General features: G+C 43.5%; 20 protein-coding genes. 7 read left to right on the top strand and 13 right to left on the bottom strand.

The window, feature by feature from the left end; all coding sequences use genetic code 11:
* Window positions 1-9 precede the first annotated feature (9 nt).
* The 5 genes from BLP33_RS01300 to BLP33_RS01280 all read right to left on the bottom strand — a co-directional run bounded on the left by BLP33_RS01300 (window position 10) and on the right by BLP33_RS01280 (window position 5,378).
* On the bottom strand, window positions 10-1,491 hold the full coding sequence (locus BLP33_RS01300) for a DUF5691 domain-containing protein (RefSeq protein ID WP_090524038.1): 1,482 nt from the start codon (window positions 1,489-1,491) through the stop codon (window positions 10-12).
* Window positions 1,491-2,801 (bottom strand): SWIM zinc finger family protein, encoded by a 1,311-nt coding sequence (locus BLP33_RS01295; RefSeq protein ID WP_090524035.1) that lies wholly within the window; start codon window positions 2,799-2,801, stop codon window positions 1,491-1,493. The genes BLP33_RS01300 and BLP33_RS01295 overlap by 1 nt, the downstream gene beginning before the upstream one ends.
* 185 nt (window positions 2,802-2,986) lie before the next feature.
* Entirely contained in the window at window positions 2,987-3,523 is a 537-nt protein-coding gene (locus BLP33_RS01290) for a hypothetical protein (protein ID WP_090524033.1), read from the bottom strand.
* Between the two features lie 102 nt (window positions 3,524-3,625).
* Complete coding sequence (locus BLP33_RS01285) at window positions 3,626-4,186, bottom strand: dihydrofolate reductase family protein (RefSeq protein WP_090526150.1); 561 nt, start codon at window positions 4,184-4,186, stop codon at window positions 3,626-3,628.
* A 148-nt stretch (window positions 4,187-4,334) separates the two neighbouring features.
* A complete protein-coding gene (locus BLP33_RS01280; protein ID WP_090524030.1) occupies window positions 4,335-5,378 on the bottom strand; it encodes an NAD(P)-dependent alcohol dehydrogenase in 1,044 nt (347 codons plus the stop codon).
* 189 nt (window positions 5,379-5,567) lie between these two features.
* Between BLP33_RS01280 and BLP33_RS01275 the strand changes: the two genes are divergently transcribed.
* Window positions 5,568-6,359 carry a carbon-nitrogen hydrolase family protein gene (locus BLP33_RS01275; RefSeq protein WP_090524027.1) on the top strand — a complete coding sequence of 264 codons (792 nt, stop codon included), beginning with the start codon at window positions 5,568-5,570 and terminating at the stop codon, window positions 6,357-6,359.
* Between the two features lie 107 nt (window positions 6,360-6,466).
* Window positions 6,467-7,231: an SDR family NAD(P)-dependent oxidoreductase gene (locus BLP33_RS01270; RefSeq protein ID WP_090524024.1), complete on the top strand. Its 765-nt coding sequence runs from the start codon at window positions 6,467-6,469 to the stop codon at window positions 7,229-7,231.
* Between the two features lie 100 nt (window positions 7,232-7,331).
* Here BLP33_RS01270 and BLP33_RS01265 read toward each other — a convergent pair whose 3' ends face one another.
* From BLP33_RS01265 to BLP33_RS01255, 3 genes are read right to left on the bottom strand one after another with little or no spacing between them, the layout of a single operon-like run.
* Window positions 7,332-8,033 carry a pirin family protein gene (locus BLP33_RS01265; protein WP_090524021.1) on the bottom strand — a complete coding sequence of 234 codons (702 nt, stop codon included), beginning with the start codon at window positions 8,031-8,033 and terminating at the stop codon, window positions 7,332-7,334.
* A gap of 1 nt (window position 8,034) precedes the next feature.
* Entirely contained in the window at window positions 8,035-8,556 is a 522-nt protein-coding gene (locus BLP33_RS01260; protein WP_139159907.1) for a hypothetical protein, read from the bottom strand.
* 28 nt (window positions 8,557-8,584) lie between these two features.
* The gene (locus tag BLP33_RS01255; protein ID WP_090524017.1) at window positions 8,585-9,313 is read right to left on the bottom strand and encodes a dioxygenase family protein; all 729 of its coding nucleotides are present in this window, start codon (window positions 9,311-9,313) and stop codon (window positions 8,585-8,587) included.
* A gap of 221 nt (window positions 9,314-9,534) precedes the next feature.
* Here BLP33_RS01255 and BLP33_RS01250 point away from each other — a divergent pair, with 221 nt between their 5' ends.
* Both BLP33_RS01250 and BLP33_RS01245 read left to right on the top strand, forming a co-directional pair.
* Window positions 9,535-10,533, top strand: a complete 999-nt coding sequence (locus BLP33_RS01250) for a beta-ketoacyl-ACP synthase III (RefSeq protein ID WP_090524014.1) — start codon at window positions 9,535-9,537, stop codon at window positions 10,531-10,533.
* A gap of 100 nt (window positions 10,534-10,633) precedes the next feature.
* Window positions 10,634-11,017: an acyl-CoA thioesterase gene (locus BLP33_RS01245; protein ID WP_090524011.1), complete on the top strand. Its 384-nt coding sequence runs from the start codon at window positions 10,634-10,636 to the stop codon at window positions 11,015-11,017.
* Between the two features lie 95 nt (window positions 11,018-11,112).
* Here the strand turns inward: BLP33_RS01245 and BLP33_RS01240 are convergent, their stop codons facing one another.
* The 5 genes from BLP33_RS01240 to BLP33_RS01220 form a co-directional block, all read right to left on the bottom strand.
* On the bottom strand, window positions 11,113-11,973 hold the full coding sequence (locus BLP33_RS01240; RefSeq protein ID WP_090524008.1) for a YitT family protein: 861 nt from the start codon (window positions 11,971-11,973) through the stop codon (window positions 11,113-11,115).
* Window positions 11,974-12,050: 77 nt separating this feature from the next.
* Window positions 12,051-13,307, bottom strand: a complete 1,257-nt coding sequence (locus BLP33_RS01235; RefSeq protein WP_090524005.1) for an aspartate kinase — start codon at window positions 13,305-13,307, stop codon at window positions 12,051-12,053.
* Entirely contained in the window at window positions 13,308-14,105 is a 798-nt protein-coding gene (locus tag BLP33_RS01230; protein WP_090524002.1) for a DUF3298 and DUF4163 domain-containing protein, read from the bottom strand.
* Between the two features lie 10 nt (window positions 14,106-14,115).
* Window positions 14,116-14,634, bottom strand: coding sequence for a GNAT family N-acetyltransferase (locus tag BLP33_RS01225; protein ID WP_090523998.1), 519 nt, complete (start codon window positions 14,632-14,634; stop codon window positions 14,116-14,118).
* 392 nt (window positions 14,635-15,026) lie between these two features.
* Window positions 15,027-15,716: a YggS family pyridoxal phosphate-dependent enzyme gene (locus BLP33_RS01220; RefSeq protein WP_090523995.1), complete on the bottom strand. Its 690-nt coding sequence runs from the start codon at window positions 15,714-15,716 to the stop codon at window positions 15,027-15,029.
* 43 nt (window positions 15,717-15,759) lie between these two features.
* Here BLP33_RS01220 and BLP33_RS01215 point away from each other — a divergent pair, with 43 nt between their 5' ends.
* From BLP33_RS01215 to BLP33_RS01205, 3 genes are all read left to right on the top strand, one after another.
* Window positions 15,760-16,335: a DUF4296 domain-containing protein gene (locus tag BLP33_RS01215; protein ID WP_090523992.1), complete on the top strand. Its 576-nt coding sequence runs from the start codon at window positions 15,760-15,762 to the stop codon at window positions 16,333-16,335.
* A 4-nt stretch (window positions 16,336-16,339) separates the two neighbouring features.
* Entirely contained in the window at window positions 16,340-18,703 is a 2,364-nt protein-coding gene (locus BLP33_RS01210) for an endonuclease MutS2 (RefSeq protein WP_090523989.1), read from the top strand.
* A gap of 106 nt (window positions 18,704-18,809) precedes the next feature.
* Window positions 18,810-19,172, top strand: a complete 363-nt coding sequence (locus BLP33_RS01205; protein WP_208102442.1) for a VOC family protein — start codon at window positions 18,810-18,812, stop codon at window positions 19,170-19,172.
* Window positions 19,173-19,215 lie beyond the last annotated feature (43 nt).

Below are 19,215 nucleotides of genomic sequence, written 5' to 3'. Positions count from 1 at the left end.
TTAAAGTTTTTATGCGTTAAAGGCTTTAAGCGTTTGCTGTTTTAAGTCGAGTAAATTAATTAAGTGATTGCGGGTTTTGTCCCAGGTTGGCTGGAGGTTAACCTGCTGCGATGTTATGTTTTCGACATGTTTCAAAGCCCCGACAGGGATCAGGCTGATATGCCGGGTAAAAAAACCACGATTATATTCGTAAGGCCAGTTAGCCATTTTTAGCAAGGCCGAAACCGCAAACTCGGTGCCCCATTCATCACTAATGCGGATGGCATGAGCAATTGTATTTTGCGGATCACTGCTCAAGGCTTTCAGCAGATATTTTTCCTGTTCCCTGCCGCTTAGCATTTCAACAAAATCCGGATAGAACATACTTTGCCCGAGAAAAAACGGCACCCAATTCTTTTGCCTAAACTTTGCTACCGCATTGGCCAAAGCGGGTACCATAGCAGGTGCATATTTTTCAAAATATTCAACTATCTGAATGGGCGTTGCTTCAAACTGATCTTCCCAAAACGCCGGCGGCACGCTGCTGATGAGCTGATAAATAACATAGTTTTCGTCAGTTACCGTACTTTTAGGCCCCGATAATTTTTCGATGCCCGATTTGTAGATGCTTTCGTCAACTACGGCGGGAAGTTTTATTTGGATGGAAGTTTTAGTAGTTAAACCTAATAAGGCCTTTTCTTTTTTTAGCGATACAGATTCACGCAGCAACTGCTGATACTGTTTAACAACCGACGAACCAGAAATACTTTTGAGCAGGGCCAAAGCTTCATCTTTAACCTTTTGCCCTTTTTCGTTGAGCAAGCCCTCCAACCATGGCAGGTCATTAGCATTACTATTCACTTTCATGGCTTTAAGCAATTCCAATTTACCGGCTGCATTCTCCTGCTCCCACGTTTGCTGCAGCCATTCTAAAGCTTTTGCGGGCTCATTCAGTCTTAAGCTTTTCAATATTTCTGAACGCTGGGCTGGCGTACCCATTTGCCATAGTTCCTCATTGGCTATAGTAGGAAACCAGTTCCACGCAGGGTTCATTTTGCTAAGCCAAACTCCCCTGTTACCGCTGCATTCAATAACAGCTTTGCGCAATACCATCTCCTTTTGTGCTTTTTCAAATACGACCGGCAACACATCAGGCATTAGTAATTGCCCTGATTTACAGCATTGCATTAACCACAATTGTAGTAATTGATCGTTCTCCTCGCCCAATATGGCGTTCAAAACCCCGGCAGCTTCGGGTGAACAGTACGGTTTTGTTTCTGCAAGCGCTTTATTAGCCGGCAGATCATTTTTTTGAAATGGTATAAAACCCGATTGCCTGTAATTGTAGATCACAGCAGCTTTTTGCAGGTAGCGTTCTTCTTTATTTAAGCCTGCTGAGGCCTCTATCGCATTAGCGATCAGGGCTACTTCTTCCGGCAAATCAGCAATAGCAGGTGTAGGTTTATCAGTACCCAGCATTGCGATGTTTATGATACTTTCCCAGGCCTTCATCAGATACTTTTGTAATTATTTTGATGCCAAACGCCAATCGGGCGATATTCATTTTCTCTACCGATGACGGCCATATTTACCGGGTCGCCTCCGCTTATGGCAATCAGTTGCCAGATGTTGGTATAATTTGCTGATATTTTGCAGAGGCAGCCTTCGCTATCCTGTAGCCACCATTGCTTTTGGTAGAAAACCGGTGTTAGCGACGCTATAACAAGGGGCATTTCACTGCGAAATGGCAAACGGCTGTTTAGTATAGTTTCATAACCGGCAACTTGCTGCCAGCCTGTAAATGTTTTTATATTAACGTTATCGATTTGCCTTATGATATTATAATCCTTAACGATAGCACGATACGGCAGGGCCGACGGGAAATACACCAGGGTAGCATCCAGGTACATCCCCGGCGAAAAGTTAAGCGGCGGGAATTGCCCTTTAACCGTAAATTGCAGCACCAGCGCATAACTGTTGGTTTTTAAACCGTAAAGCCAGTTTTGCTCAATGGTCAGTTGCTGCTCATCGCGGCTTTCCTTTCCAATAACAAGCCAGGTATCCCTTACACCTGTTTGCCCCCGCAGCTCTTCCTGGTTGGTGGTGAAACCTATGACAGTGCGTAAATCCTGCTGCAAATCCGGGTCAATATTTTGAATGTTATTGTACCCTGTTGCAACTAAATATAGTTGGAGTAATTTATCCATGAAGCCACTTTGCCAGCCGTCGTTCCAAAAGTTGGTAGCGCCAAGGTTCCTCACCATACCAGCCAATCCCGATGCCTGGGCATCAACCATACGGCGGGCCATATTATCCCAGTAAGCCGGCGTTTTTTCTGGGATGGTTAAAATTCCGCCGCGTACAATATCCTTGATCCAAACCATTAGCTCGGCTATCCCTGCGCTTACTTTTTGTTCACGTGCCTGTACACGTTTAGCCTGAGCGTTTTCATCTACAGGTTTTTCGGCCGCCTTTTCAACTTTTTTTTCTTCTTTTTCGGCTCGTTTGTTTATCCAGTCGCTTACCCAGGCAGGCATTGTTGATTTGGCAAATAAGCCTGGCTCCCTCGCACATAAAAGCATTAAACCTAAGCCATGCTTACATGGAAATTTACGACTGGGGCATGAACATTTAAAGGCAATAGCGCCAAGATCAACCTGAGTTTGGTAAGGTTTGCTGCCGCTGCCCTGGCATTCGCCCCAAAGGGCTTCTTCACTAATCCCTTTGCTTACCCATTTGGTCGGGTTAGCCAAATCACGACCTGCTTTTTTTGAAGCTTCATCAGGTGCGAGAGCGTATATCTGATCTTCTGTTAGCTGCAAAACTTGTGATATTTAGTAAAAAAACGGGTTAGGTTTCTCGTTCCTAAAATCAGGATAAAATAATTAGCTGTCAACCCGAAAATAAACAAAAAACCTCCTCCGGTAATAACCGAAAGAGGGTCAGCCAACCTAACGCGCCCGGGTGAGTCGGGGCCTGTTAGTTAATAGTTACATTAAGTGCGAAATTATAAAGCAAATCCGTAGGCTAAACGCAAGCCAACCATACCAAAATGATCCTGGTTAGCACCCGAAAAGTTTTCATAGCGTACACTTACATCCCAGGTTTTATTGGCCCAGCCTATACCAGGCGAAAGATCAAGCCTGTGCGGGCCCCAGCCTTCTTCCAGTTTTTCGTAAGCGATACCAGCTTCGCCGGCAACATATACACTTGGTACAAAAAACTCTTTGAAACCGAATTTAATAGGGATTTCGCCATAGCTTGGATAGTGTTTACCCGTAGCAGGATTTTCTTTCTGAAAAAAATGATACCCGCCCATAGTATAAGTAAGCGCAAAACTATTGCTTATACCATATTGCAAACGGGCTGTACCACCTAATATAAAAGTAGTGCCAATTTTTGCAACACCTGTAGGTAAGCCGGTTTCAATTCCTAAACCTAAACGGAACGCATTTGCAGGAGTGGTTTGCGCTTTTACCGTATTTGAAAAAAACAGTGCTCCTGTCACAAGGGCCGCTGCTGTTAACTTTGATAGTAATTTCATGTAATAATATGTTTGTGTACATAATGATTACTACCATTTTAGCAAAGGCGTTGCCTCGGGTTGCAGATTTTTTTATAACGGAAGGTATCTCCCTGCAAAACACTACTCTTTTATATAATGTACCCCGAGAACACCGTCGGCGAAAGTGGTGCTTTTTGCCAGTTTGAGCTTTATCTCCGTATTAGGAAACAGCGGAATACCGGCACCAAGTACTATTGGGTTTATAAACAGCCAAAATTCATCAATCAATCCTTCCTGCATCAAATAACGGGCAAGACCAGGGCTGCCAAACATAATGATCTCGCCGCCTTCCTGTTTTCTGAGGTCTGAAATCCGCACCTTTACATCATCACTGATAAATTTAATCTTATCGGTATTTTGCCGGGCAGCAGTTTCAGACACCACATACTTAAGTGTATTATTATACCATGTTGCGTGTTCAATAGTATGCTTTGAGGGGTTTGGCCCATTGGCCGCTGTTGGCCAGTAGGCATCCATCATTTCAAAGGTTTTACGGCCATATAGGGCGGTGTCAGCTACCTGTGTGCGGGCGTTGGCATACTCAAACAGCTCATTGCTCACTTTTATCCAGTCCATAGCGCCATCAGTGCGGGCAACCATACCGTCGAGCGAAATGTGCATAAACAATACTAAGTTTCTCATAATATCAGTGGTTATATTTTTCATATCAAAATTAAACCGGTGCTCCTTCGTATGCAGGGGGCTAAAGCGACTTTTAAAGGGTGTGAATATGACTATAGTAAAAAGGCCATGCTCCCGCACGGCCTTCTGTTATCAATTATAAATTACTTTACAACGTAGCCATATCAATTACAAACCTGTAACGCACATCGCCTTTTTCCATACGGTCATAAGCGGTGTGAATATCTTTGATATCAATCATTTCAATATCCGAAACAATGTTATTTTCGGCACAGAAATCAAGCATTTCCTGGGTTTCTTTGATGCCGCCAATTCCTGAACCCGCTAAGCTTTTACGGCCGCCCAATAAGCTGAAGGCAGCAATCTGAGCTGGTTTAGGCGGAACGCCCACACAAATATGAACACCATCGGTACGTAATAACGACAGGTACATGTTAAAGTCATGCTCGGCCGATACGGTATCCAAAATAAAATCGAAGGAGTTTTTAGCTGCTTCAACCTGTTTTGGATCGGTAGTTACCACAAAATGGTGGGCACCTAATTTTTTAGCGTCTTCTTCTTTCTTAGGCGATGTACTTAATACCGTCACATCGGCGCCAAAAGCAACACCAAATTTAACAGCCATGTGGCCTAAACCACCTAAGCCAAGCACGGCAAGCTTATGGCCTTTACCTACTTTCCAGTGCCTTAGCGGCGAGTAGGTTGTAATGCCGGCGCATAACAACGGGGCAACGGCGGCCAGGTCAACTCCTTCCTTAAGGTGCAGCACAAAATCCTCATTAACAACAATGGTGTTTGAGTAACCACCATAAGTAGGTGTTTTATGATCCTGTTCAAGGCCATTATAAGTTTGTGAGTTGCCATTGAGGCAATATTGCTCAAGGTCGCGTTTACAGTTTTCGCATGTACGACATGAGTCAACCAAACAGCCGGTAGCGGCAAGGTCGCCAACTTTAAAACCTTTTACATGCTCGCCAACTTTAACTACGCGGCCAACAATTTCATGTCCGGGCACCATAGGAAAAATGCCGGGGAACCAGTCGTTTTTGATCTGGTGTAAATCGGAGTGGCAAACGCCGCAGTACAAAATATCAAACTGCACGTCATGAGCACCAACTTCGCGCCTCTCAAAAGTCCAGGGGGCAAGTGGTGTATTTTCATCTTGCGCAGCATACGCTTTAGTTTCAATCATAGTAGTAAACGTTAAGTAGTGTGAATGATGATTTATTGGGTTTGGAAAGGATCTCCATAACAAATGTACAATGATAATTTTATAAATATCGGCCAAGTATGGGTTGAAATAAAAAAGTGACACATGAGAGGATAAATATTAACCACAGATATTCGCAAACCTTTAATTTAGCATATAGATTAACACCGCATGAAAATAGCCATTGCCACTCCGCCTTTCCCGAAATCAATTAATGATGGACTGCAACAAGCCGAAAAGCTGATTAAAGATGCAGCATCTCAACAGGCAGAGGTTATCTGTTTCCCTGAATCATACATACCGGGATATCCGGGTATGATAACCGATCCGGAGCCAACATCGCCGGAGATACTGCAATCGGCATTGAATGAAGTATGCGGAATGGCGGCCGAAAATAATATAGCAGTTGTTATGCCGATGGACTGGTATGGAGATACCGGCCTTTTAAATATTGCACACGTAATATCCCAAACCGGCGATGTACTCGGCTACCAAACTAAAAACCAGTTAGATCCATCGGAAGATGCCATTTGGGTGCCGGGCACACAACGAAATATTTTCGAGATAAGTGGCTTAAAATTTGGTGTTACCATTTGCCACGAAGGGTTCCGTTACCCCGAATCGGTAAGATGGGCGGCGCGTAATGGAGCGCACATTGTTTTCCATCCGCATTTTTCGGGCAGTAATACTGAGGGGGTATTGCTTACCGAATGGGGCAGTATAGCCAACCCTTATTACGAAAAAGCCATGATGATGCGGGCGCTGGAAAATACTATCTATTTTGCCAGTTCCAATTATGGTTCGCTTTACCCCGAATCGGCCAGTTCGGTTATAGCACCGGACGGCACCTGTTTAGTTTACCAGGCTTATGGCACAACCGGTGTAATTATAGCTGATATCGATTTAGAAAAAGCTACCGGCTACCTGGCTAAAAGATTTAAACCACAGTTGTACGATTATTAAAAGCGCCGATATTTTAACCATTATTTGAATTTTGTAAATAATGGATTGATTTATTAAAACGCCTCCCCTCCCATCTGTTTTACTTTTGTATCAAAACAAAAAAGAAAATGGAAAACAAAAATAAAATTGCCGTGGTAACCGGCGGCAGCCGCGGCTTAGGCAGGGACATGGCCTTAAGGCTTGCCGAAAAAGGAATAGATGTTATTATAACCTACAATACCAATGCAGAGGAAGCAGCAAAGGTAGTTAGCCTTGTAGAACAAAGCGGCGCAAAGGCAGCTGCATTGCAACTCAATACCGGAGTAATTAAAAGCTTTGAGGCATTCACCGAAAAACTCCGCGAAACCTTGACGGATAAATTCGGCACCGATCATATCGACTTTTTAATTAATAATGCCGGGCAAGGCGGTTACAGCGCCATTACCGATGTTACCGAGGAGTTTTTTGACGACTTGTTGAATGTACATTTTAAAGGCGTTTACTTTTTAACTCAAAAGCTGATCCCTCTGATGGCAGATGGCGGTGGTATTGTCAATGTATCGTCCGGATTGACTCGGGTATCGGTTCCGCGTTCTTCGGCCTATGCATCTATGAAAGGCGCGGTAGAAATTTTCACCCGTTACCTGGCTAAAGAACTCGGCGGAAGAGGCATCAGGGCCAATGTAGTTGCCCCAGGCGCCATCATGACCGATTTTGGCGGCGGCCATTTGCGCAACAGCGAAGAAACCCAAAAAATGGTAAGCAGCATAACTGCACTGGGCAGGCCGGGCGTTGCAGAAGATATCGGCGGCGTTGTAGCTTTCCTTTGTACCGAAGATGCGCGTTGGGTTAATGGCCAGCGTATTGAAGCATCGGGCGGTATGGCTATTTAAATAATAAATATTGAGGTTAGGCGGGCGTCAGGTAGATCACAGGACGCCTGCTTTATCCGAAGAATTTGCCTTGTACTATGCTACGCGATGAGGCAAAAATCTATTTCAATATTTCCAATATTACAACCACAGCATTATTACTTAACGCTTCCATATCTGCTTTTTCCAACTCCCACAGCGCCAAACCATCACGGTCATGCATCAAACGCTCCTGCAGTTCAAATGCCCCGGCGAGCACAAATGCGTAAAATAATGAACTGCTATTTTGCAGTTGATAAAAGGCATCTATCCTGCCACCAAATACTCCGATATGCAATCGAAACGGATATATTCCGCAGGTTGGAACCAGGTCAATCAATTCGTTTGGTCTGCCCGCAAAATCAAACTTAAAAACCATATCACGATGCGGGTTTATTACATCGTTATCCTTTAGCTGCAAATAAATGTAATTGATCCAATCACTTTTATAAAGATTGGTTAGTTCAAGTCGCTCACCGGCAACTGCATAACCTACAAAAAGTTCTCCGACATCAATCAGGCGAATGTCTCCATTTACTCTTTCTAACAATAACTCACCGGTAACCGGCATTAAAACAAACCAGCCGGAGGTTTCTATAGTAACATCAATTGAGTTACCCCCCGCCAGCATTTCATCATTCCATACCGCCAGCCGTCCAAAGGGCTTACGATGCTCGTTAAAATAGCTACCATAGTTGAAACTACTGTAACGCCGTAGGGTTGGGGTTTTGGTGAAACCTCTTTGGTCGGCCAAGTGTATTTGTCCCGGTGAGATCTTTTCCATGTTAATTGTGATATTGCAGTGAAGTTATGTTTATATACGGCTGCAACTGCATAAGGTTGGTAGATATGCAATTATTTTCGACATTTAACTGATTTTCGGCCTGTTGAGCGGATATGAGCAGGTAATTATCTATAGTATCATGCCAAAACAACGGTTCGGAATAAAAATTAACAGCGACCTGGTGTTTATCCTTATCGTTAATATCCGAATTGACGATCTCCAACTGAAACTTACTGAACGTAAGGAACCGCCTGCCAATATTATTTAAAACATCGGGCATAATGCTGCCAAGCTGCTGAATATAACCTGTAAGCGATGGGGTGACCATACCAGTTAAGCGTTGGGCACTGGGCACATTTCTTAACAATTCGGCATAGGAAGTATAGGCTGTTCCCTGGCTAAAGTTCTGGGCCTGCATTTTAAATTCCAGGTAGGTGCTTTCAAAAACCAGCTTATCCCATTGCTTGACCGACCGGATATCGATGATTTTACGATAACATAAAATGATGACGCGCTTTTGCATATGATAGTTCAAAAAACAAAATGGTTTTTTAAGCAGGTACACTTAAGCTGATGGCCAATACAAAACCGGCAGTGGTGCTACCCGTAACAGTAGCAGTTTCAAGCGTATACCCATCGCTAAACACATTATCACTGGCATTGTACGTATATCCGCTCATGCCTTTAGCATAACCACTAACAGCCGCCAGTGCGGTGCCGGCACCTTCCGGAAAAGCAATCTGTGTTACTTTCAATGATGTACCTGAAGAGTTATACACATGAACGTGAATATGCGTAGCCCTGCCCGTATACCAACCTGGAAATATAGAGGTAAAAGTTACCAGGCCATTTGAATCGGTAGTTTGCCTGCCGCGTAAAAAGTGCACAGAGGTATAGTTTGTTGATTGCGTACCACTGCCGCCATATTCAGAATAATTGCCTTCCGCATCGCAATGCCAGATATCAACCAGCGCACTGGAAAGTGCACTACAGCTATTATTGCTGTTGTTTATCGTAATTTTTATGGTAAGCTTATACCCGGTACGGCCATCGGTAATATCGCTCCTTACATATGAAGCAGGCGAATGTGTTGGATACGGACCTTCCGTTTCGGTAGGCGCAACACTGCAGCTGCCTGTGTCAGTTGAACCCGAAGTACTGCCGGAAGATGAAGTTGTAGTAGTTGTGGCGGTATCCGCATCTTTTTTGCAGGCTTCAACCAATACCGACGATGACACTGCGCCAATTACCAGGCTTTTTAAAAAGTTCTTTCTTTCCATTGTTTGTTCTCCTTTTAAGTTTAATCTAAATCGTTGATTCAAAAGTAAAAGCAGTACAATAAGTGTTAAAACATGTGTCGGTTAGATGCGTTTTTGTGTCGATAAACAGCAAATTATCGGTGTGCGAAAAGATGAGATTGTATAAACATACAGTTGCATGACAGCTTTAAACCGTCAAATTTCTCTATCTTTGCATGTTTTTTTGAGAGTATATAATATTTATGGCATTAAAAAGCAGTGCGGTGATTACCGGTGTAGGTGGATATGTTCCCGACAACATTTTAACTAACAGTGATTTAGAAAAAATGGTTGAAACTAACAGCGACTGGATAGTTTCACGTACAGGGATCAAAGAAAGAAGAATCCTCGCCGACAGAACACTCGCTACTTCAGACATGGCTGCCTTTGCGGTAAAAAATTTACTTGAAAATGCCCAAGTTGATCCTTCTGAAATTGACTGTGTTATTGTAGCCACTTCAACCCCCGATTATCTGCTTATTTCTACCGCCAGCATCGTTTGTGATAAATGCGGTTTAAGCAATGCCTGGGCGTCTGACGTTAATGCGGCCTGCAGTGGTTTCCTTTATGCCTTTACCCTTGGCTCGAGCCTGGTTGAAAGCAACCGTTATAAAAAAGTAATAGTTATCGGTGCCGATCAAAACAGCGCCATTGTAAACTATGCCGACCGCAACACCTGTATCCTTTTTGGCGATGGCGCCGGCGCGGTATTGCTTGAACCATCTTCTGAAGATCTGGGCGTTATTGACAGTGTATTTAAAACAGATGGGCACGGCAGGGAACATTTATATGTACCCGGCGGCGGCTCTATGAACCCGGCATCAGAAGAAACCCTCGATGGTAAACTGCACTATATACGTCAGGACGGTCGCGTAGTTTTTAAAGCGGCCATTAAAGGCATGACCGAAAGCTGCACATCTGTGCTGCAGCGTAACAGCCTTACCATAGATGATATCAACTGGCTAATCCCTCACCAGGCCAATTATCGCATTATCCATGCCGTAGGTGATGCTTTGGGCCTACCTGAAAGCCGTGTTAAGATCAACATCGACCGTTATGGTAACACCACAGCCGCCACTATCCCGCTGGCGTTGTGGGATTATAAAGAAGATTTTAAAGAGAACGATAACATAATCCTGACAGCATTTGGCGCAGGGTTTTCATGGGGCGCTACTTATTTAAAATGGGGTAAATTGAGATAAGCAACCTCAGCCCCCCGGAAGGACGGGCTATAATAAAAAGGGTTCCCCTTTACCTGAAGGGAGAACTTTCGTGCCAAAAGGTAGATTAATACAAAGCTTTATGACCACCGAAGAACGAATTAAAGAAGCCGAATCACGGATATTCAAAACCGTATTCCCAAGCGATACCAATCATTATGACACGCTATTCGGAGGTTCGGCAATGGCCATGATGGATGAGGTGGCTTTCATTACGGCCACCCGCTTCACCCGTAAAAAAATGGTTACCGTATCATCCGACAGGATCGACTTTAACCGTCCTATCCCCGCAGGTACCATTATTGAACTTGTTGGCCGTATATCCCATATCGGCAATACCAGCCTAAAAGTTTTGGTTGAGATTTATATTGAAGAAATGTACTCCTTTGTACGCGAAAAAGCCATCACCGGCACTTTTACCTTTGTTGCCATTGATGATCATAAGCACCCTGTAAGCGTTTTGTAAGCTGAGGGCTTAAAGCGGAAAGCTAAAAGCCAGAAAATACTATCCTATTGCCATTATTTAAAGATGTTCGCTTTCAGCCTTCGGCTTTAAGCTTCTTAATGTAGTTTCTTGCGCTTCAACAACCCGCCTGTTGTATCGTCAATACTTTGTTGTACAATAAAGGCTTTGGGATCTATCCGTAAAATAGTTTGCTTCAACGAAGGGATCTCCAAACGGGTGGCTACAGTGAAAACAATATCACGGGGATCATTCACATGGCCATCCTTTCCATAACCGCTTTTACCCTGGTAGATTGTAACGCCACGGCCGAGGGTGACAGTTATAGCGCGTCTTATAGCGTCACTTTTGGTTGAGATGACAGTAACACCCGAGTATTGCTCGATACCATTGAGTAAAAAGTCGATCATTTTGGCGGCAGCCATATAGGTTAATATTGAGTACATGGCCGGTTCAACACCGAGTACCGAGGCTGCTACTCCAAATATCAAAACGTTAAGTAGCAAAATAAAGTCGCTCACTTTAAGCAGCTGCGTTTTTTTACTTACCAGCACAGCTGCTATTTCAGTGCCATCGAGCACGGCTCCACCACGCATGGCCAACCCGCTGCCGGTACCAATAAATACACCACCAAATACCGCGGTAAGCAATTTATCATGAGTAACATCCGGAAACTGAACTAATGCAAGGCATAATGAAAGCAAAGCAATGGCGGCGGTACTTTTAATAGCAAACCAAAGCCCAAGCTTCCGGTAACCGATCCACAAAAAAGGCACGTTGATAACAAAGATCAATATGGATATAGGTATGAGGGTGATATCAGATATCAGCATGGATACCCCGGTAGCACCTCCATCGATAAAATGGCTGGATAATAAAAACCCTTTAAGACCAAAAGCTGCTGATAAAATCCCGAGTCCGATATTTGCTGAATCCCTGATGGTGTTGATTGCCTTCATGCCCAAATATAGCTTTTTGGGGCTAAAGGCCGGTATTTAAACACAGCCGAATGTTTATAAACTAACTTTTTTTACGTTTACTTAACCACCACCTGAATCGTATTCCTGCTAATTTGTTCCAACAAAATAGTTTTGCCTTCGGTTAATTTCTTGATGGTATTAGCGCCATCATGGCGTACTGTGATGAGCGTTAACCCATCATTATACTTCACTTTAAAGTCTCGTTTTAGGCCGTTCAGCAACTTTTCAAAACGTTCTTCGTTTAAATCAAAGCAAACCGAAAAACTTAGTGCTGAGGTTTGCATCACATTTACCTTAACATTGTTTTGCGCGAACAGGCGAAATACATCGCTCAGATGATCTTCCGTTATAAATGAGTAATCCTTGCCTGATACTGACAGCAATACCTGATTTTGTTTCAGGATGATCACCGGTTTGGTAAACTGATTATGTCCATCTTCCTTAATTACTGTACCCGGTGCGGATGGATCTGTAAAGGGCTTTACCAGCAGTGGAATTTTAGCATTTTGTAAGGGTTTGATGGTTTTCGGGTGAATAACGCTTGCGCCGTAATAAGTCATTTCAATGGCTTCCGTATAAGAGAGTTCATCAAACTTAACCGTATCGGTAAAGTATTTAGGATCGGCATTCAGGATACCGGGAACATCTTTCCAGGTAGTAACCGATTCGGCGCCCAAGCAGGCCGCAAATATGGATGCGGTATAGTCCGATCCTTCCCGACCGAGCGTGGTGGTAAAGTTTTCGGAAGTGCCGCCTAAAAAGCCCTGGGTTATTACAATACCTTTTTCGAGCATAGCCGGGAGATCTTTATTGATGCTTTCTTTAGTTTTATCCCAGTCAACTACGCCTTCTCTGTATGTATTATCGGTATGCACATATCCGCGCACATCAAGCCATTTACTTTTGAGGCCAATCTCGTTCAGGTGGGCATTAACTATCCGGGTTGACACCAATTCGCCAATGGATACGATCTGATCATATACAAAATCATAGCTATCGTGTGGTTCATCCTCAATGGCCCAGTCAATTTCCACAAAGGTATTGGCAACTTCATCAAATACAGGGTGCCCCGGTTCAAATAATCCGCTCAAAATGTTGTAGTGATATTCTTTGATTTCGTTAAAGATCCCGTGCATATCATCGGTTTGCTCCATGTAGGCTTTGGTAAGCTTCTCCAACGCGTTGGTGGTTTTGCCCATGGCCGATATCACGATGAGCAATTGTTGATCAGTATATTGTTTTACAACATTAGCAAGGTTGGTAACACCCGCAGCATCTTTAACTGATGCTCCTCCGAATTTAAAAACAAGCATTTATTTAATGAATTGACTTACAACCGAACCCGGCTGTACTAATGATTTTATCTGTGCGTATGGAATAAACAATTCGGTAATACCGGCCGCGTATGGTTTAATGTCATACTGATTATACAAAAATTTAATCCCAAGTGGCGTAATGGAAAAATTAGTATTGAGCGCGAATTTGTTATCCTTAAAAAAATAGTTAGCGGCGAGAGATGCGGTATCACTTAATTTTTCATTCTTTCTGAAGATTTTCTCGGCAACGGCATTTAATTTATCATGATACCCTTCAACCAGAACATCATCAAGTTTGAGGTTTTTACCGGCTTTGGTATCCCAGTTTATAAAGCCGACAGATGTGCTGCCATGAGCACCGCCAGTATATGAATAACCCCGAACTTCGAGCGTTGTTAAGCTCGAATCCTGGTGGATTACCTTAACGGAATCATCCAGCGTAAAAAACATTCCCGACCGCGCGTTAGTCTTCCTGAAATCATCATATGATTTCAGGAACTTTTTGCTCATCAGCTCCAGGCTGGTGTCGGGCCTTCCATCCGTAGCAAACATCAATGTAAGCTTACGGGTTACGGTATCATTTAAAGTTTTGGCGCTGTCAAAAACTGGGTAGTTAATTTTCACTACCGTACAGGCGCTATCGGATTTAGTGCCGCAATCTGCCGCCCGCGCTTTGATGACTTTATAAGCATAACGCAGGGTATCAAATGACTTTTCGGGGATTTTATTAGGAACGCCCCACTGACACGATGATAATCCCATCGCCATAAAAAACAACAGGCCCAGATTTTTCATAGGTATAGTATTAGTAGTTTAACAACTGCTCTTTTGAAAGCGAAGCATTTAACCAGCCCGCCTCAATATTCGCGCCGTACTTATTGTAAAAGTTAATGGCCGGTTCATTCCAGTCGAGCACCTGCCAAACCATACCGCTGAAACCTCTTTCTTTAGCTTCCTGGATCAACCTGTCGAAAAGTAGTTTGCCGATCTTTTTGCCACGCATATCTTCAGTTACAATGAGATCTTCCAGGTACATGCGGGAGCCTTTCCAGGTAGAGTAGCGAACATAGTACAAGGCAAAACCAACCACAACGCCGTCAACTTCGGCCACAAAAGCTTTCCATACCGGGTTAGGGCCAAACCCGGTTTCTTCAAAATGCTGCAAGGTTACGGTAACCTCGTCCGGGGCTTTTTCATAGAGGGCAAGCTCATGCACCAGCTCCATCAGGCGCGGACAGTCGGTTTGAATAGCTTCCCTTATAATTAATGCCCCGGCCCCCTGAAGAGGGGGCTGACTTTCAATTTTATTTTCTGTATTATTCATTTTTATCTTTTCGCTTCGCAGTTGTTGGTGTTGTCACCAACAATTTTATATTTATTTTAACAGGTGTTCAACTTTTTTAGGTGTGAACACTCATAGTTACCTTCAAAACAAAACTAATTGATAATCAGATATTTAATTTACCACTCGCTGCACATTCAAGCAACAATGAACGCATAATAACTGACAATCAACCACTTAACTTTTTGCAACTTTAAAAGTTGAACACCCGTTTTTGAAAAATTGAACACTCAAATTTCATTGCAAAAAACATGTTGCTGGTAACAACACCAACAACGGCCATAGCAAGAATGACGAAGCAATCGCATACTACACAAGGCGGCTATGCCTTCGTGCGATTGCCGCGCTGCGCTCGCAATGACATGATGGGCTTATTAATTATTCTTCCAGTGCTTGATCACCCTACCTCCGAATATCGTGCTGCCCAGCCTTACCATATTACTGCCTTGCTCAATAGCCAGTTTATAATCCGACGACATACCCATCGACAGGATATCAAAACTTTCCTCTTTCCGGAAATAGCTCAATTTTATGCCTTCAAAAAAGGTATTCAGCTCGTAATATTCTTCCTTGATCTGCTTTTCGTTATCGGTGTTTGTAGCAATGCCCATCAATCCGCGGATGCGGATGTTTTTCATCGCAGCAAACTCTTCAGAGCGCAGCAATTCTATGGCTTCATCAAAGCCCAATCCGTATTTGGTTTCTTCGTCGGCTATATAAATTTGCAAAAGGCAATCAATTACCCTTCCGGCTTTTTCAGCATGTTTGTTGATCTCATGCAAAAGCTTCAGGCTATCAACAGACTGGATCATACTTACGAAAGGCGCTATATACTTTACCTTATTGGTTTGCAGGTGACCAATCAAATGCCATTCGATATCTTTAGGCAGTTGCTCATACTTCTCAACCATTTCTTGCACTATGTTTTCGCCAAAAAGGCGCTGTCCGGCATCATAGGCTTCCTGTACATCGCTGGCAGGTTTTGTTTTTGATACGGCCAATAATATTACCTTATCTGCTTCCGTTTCCTTTTTTAAGCTTCTGATGTTATCTGCAATGCTCATTTATCCGTAAATTTGCTTAATTAATCAGCCGCTAAATTACTGAATGCATAAATATATAACCTTGTTTTTTTCTGCAGCACTTTTTTTATGTGCCTGCAATGGCAAAAGTATTCCCAACGACGTCCTCAAACCCGACGCTATGGCAGCGGTGTTAACCGAAATGCACATCATCGACGGCAGCCTGTATAATACTACGCAAATACCCGATAGTTTGTATAAATACGGCGCGGGTAAATACATTGCCATGTTTCAGCGCCTGCATACCGATACCGCGCATTTTAACCGCAGCATGCGGTACTACGCCATGCAGCCCGATAAACTGCTGGCCATTTATGACCAGGTGGATATAAAAATTAAAAGTAAAACCGATTCGCTTGCCAAAGTGCAAACAGAGCAGAGCAAGGCTACGCGTAAGCTCGATTCGTTAAAAAACTTAAATATTAAAACTAAAATAGATTCGGCAAGAAAAATGCATCCTCATGAAAACACGGAAGCCCGCAAAGCCGACTCATTGAAAAATTTAAAAACTAAACTAAAAACCGACTCGGCAAGGAGATTCCATCCCCGCAAAAGCAAGAAAGCCCGCAAAGCCGACTCGTTAAAAAACTTAAAGTCATAACCTGATGCTTTACCCCCAAAACAGTGTAGATAAGCTGGGTTTTACCGAGATAAAAGAACTGATAAAAGCACATTGCCTGAGCGAAATGGGTCAACAAATGGTTGACAAGATCCAGGTGATGAGCAATTACGACCAGATCCATAAATTCCTGAGCCAGGCAAACGAGTTTAAGAATATCCTGGTTAATGATGAGGCGCTGCCTATTCAGCATTTTTTCGATATAAAGTCCCTTGCCAATAAAGCCCGTATAGAGGGCGTTTTTTTAAGCGAAGAAGAGTTTTACCAGGTTCAGGCTTCGTTAACCACGGTATTTGCCGTTATTGCTTATTTTAACGAGCGTGAAGGCCTGTACCCTAACCTTGAAGCCCTTTTTGAGCACCTGCCTATTGAAAAGGCGATCCTTAAAAAGATAGACGCCGTGATTGACCAAAAAGGCAAGATCAGGCCCAATGCATCGCGCGAACTGATGGAAATTACCACAGGCATTGCCAAAGCCGAACAGGAAGCCCGCAAAAAAATTGATATGGTTTTTAAAAATGCCACATCAAACGGTTGGGCTGCCGATGGTTCATTAACTGTACGTGATGGCAGGTTGGTGATCCCCCTGCTGGCCGAAAACAAACGCAAGCTGAAAGGCTTTGTACACGATGAGTCGGCCTCGGGCCAAACAGTTTACATTGAGCCCGAAGAGGTATTTGTACTCAACAACCGCATCCGCGACCTGGAATTTGAACGCCGCCGGGAAATAGTAAAAATTCTGACCGCTTTAACCACCGAATTAAGGCCCTATGTGCCTTTGCTGCTCTCCTATCACGGCCTGTTAACCAAGCTTGATTTTGTGCGCGCCAAAGCCCTGTTTGCCATTGATATTGAGGCCGAAATGCCGCAGGTGATAAACGAGGCCAGGGTTAAATTATACAATGCCCGTCACCCGCTATTGTTCCTGAATTTTAAGGCAGAGAAAAAAACGGTTGTCCCACTCAATATGCAGATAGACGAAGGTACCCGCATCATCGTGGTATCGGGCCCCAACGCCGGCGGTAAATCTGTTTGTATGAAAACCGTTGGTTTATTACAGATGATGGTACAGGCCGGCTTACTCATCCCCGCGGATGAAGCCAGTGTCGTAGGTGTGTTCAAGCAACTTTTTGTTGATATAGGCGATGACCAGTCGATAGAAAGTGATTTGAGTACGTATAGCGCCCACCTGTCCAAAATGAAAAATTTTGTGGAGCAGGCCAACGGCAAAACCCTGATCCTGATAGATGAGTTTGGTACCGGTACTGATCCGCAATTTGGCGGGCCAATTGCCGAAGCTGTGTTGGAATCACTCAATCAAAAAAAAGTTAAGGGAATGGTAACCACGCACTACTCCAACCTTAAAATATTTGCCAGCAATACCGAGGGCATTGAAAATGCCTCTATGCTGTTCAATAACATTGAGATGAGGCCGCTGTACCAGTTGGAGATTGGCAAACCCGGCAGCTCATATGCTTTTGAAATTGCCCAAAAAATAGGATTACCGGCCAACGTGCTTAACCTCGCCAAAAACAAAATAAGCGAAGGGCAAAAAAAGGTGGACACCCTGCTGGTTGATCTGGAGCGTGAAAAACGTTCTATTTTTGAAACCAAACAAAAACTGGATAAGCAGCAGCGCAAGGTAAATGAATTGCTGGCCGAAAACGAGAAACTGAAAAGTTATCTTGAAGAAAACCAACGCTCGCTCATTAAAGAAGCTAAAGACCAGGCCAAGAATATTATCCTTAACGCCAACAAGCTGGTTGAAAATACTATATCCGAAATAAAGAGCAGTAATGCCGATAAAGAAAAAACAAAGCAGCTGCGCGAAAATCTGAATGTTGAGCTTAAAAAGAACACCGTTAAAACTGAGGCACCAAAACCTACTGCCCCTGCCGATGAAGAATTAAAACCCGGCGACTGGGTGAAACTCACCGATTCGGAAACTACAGGCCAGGTGATAGAGATCATTAAAGAGAATGTAGTAATTGCCATTGGCGATTTACGCACCGTTGCTAAAAAGAAACGCGTGATTAAAGTATCTAAATCGTCTGTTCCCAAAGAGATCAGGCGAAATTTCAGTTCGCACACCAATGACATGGCCAGTTTTAGTCCGGAGATTGACGTACGTGGCCAGCGTACCGAAGATGCGCTTCACGCCATTGAAAAACTGTTTGACCGTGCACTGATGATGGGCTTTAACAACCTCAAGATCATTCACGGTAAAGGCGATGGAATTTTACGCAAAATGATCAGGCAATACCTCAAAAAATATGAACAGGTTGACCGGATGGAAGATGAACATGCTGATCGTGGCGGAGATGGAATAACTTATGTATATTTGAAGTAAACGAGCCTCACCCAACCCTCTCCGGAGGAGAGGGCTTTTAAAACCTAAAATTTAAAGTCTCCCCTTCGGGCGGAGATTTAGAGGGGGCTGATAACTTATTTCAACTATGTCTTTAAAATCTATTGCTCCTATGTTATACACCCGGCAGGTACGGGAAAGTGTTGATTTTTACATTAATAACCTTGGTTTTACCTGTATTGGCTATGATGAGGACTGGGGCTGGGCCACGGTAAGCCGTGACGATATCGAGATCATGTTAGCTTTGCCTGTTGATAATGCATCGTTCACTGTACCTAAATTTACCGGCTCATTTTATATCCGCACGGATAAGGTTGATCTATTGTGGAGCGAACTGAAAGACAGGGCGGTGATTTGCTACCCCATTGAAGATTTTAATTACGGCATGCGCGAGTTCGGCGTTTTTGACTATAATGGTTACCTGCTGCAGTTTGGGATGCCGATTGAATGATAGTTTCTTAAAAAATATTTAGTGGATAAGCCAATGACTTATC

Origin of the sequence: Mucilaginibacter sp. NFR10, from assembly GCF_900100445.1 — a bacterium.
GTDB lineage: Bacteria > Bacteroidota > Bacteroidia > Sphingobacteriales > Sphingobacteriaceae > Mucilaginibacter > Mucilaginibacter rubeus.
This window is presented reverse-complemented; position numbering and strand designations above follow the sequence as displayed.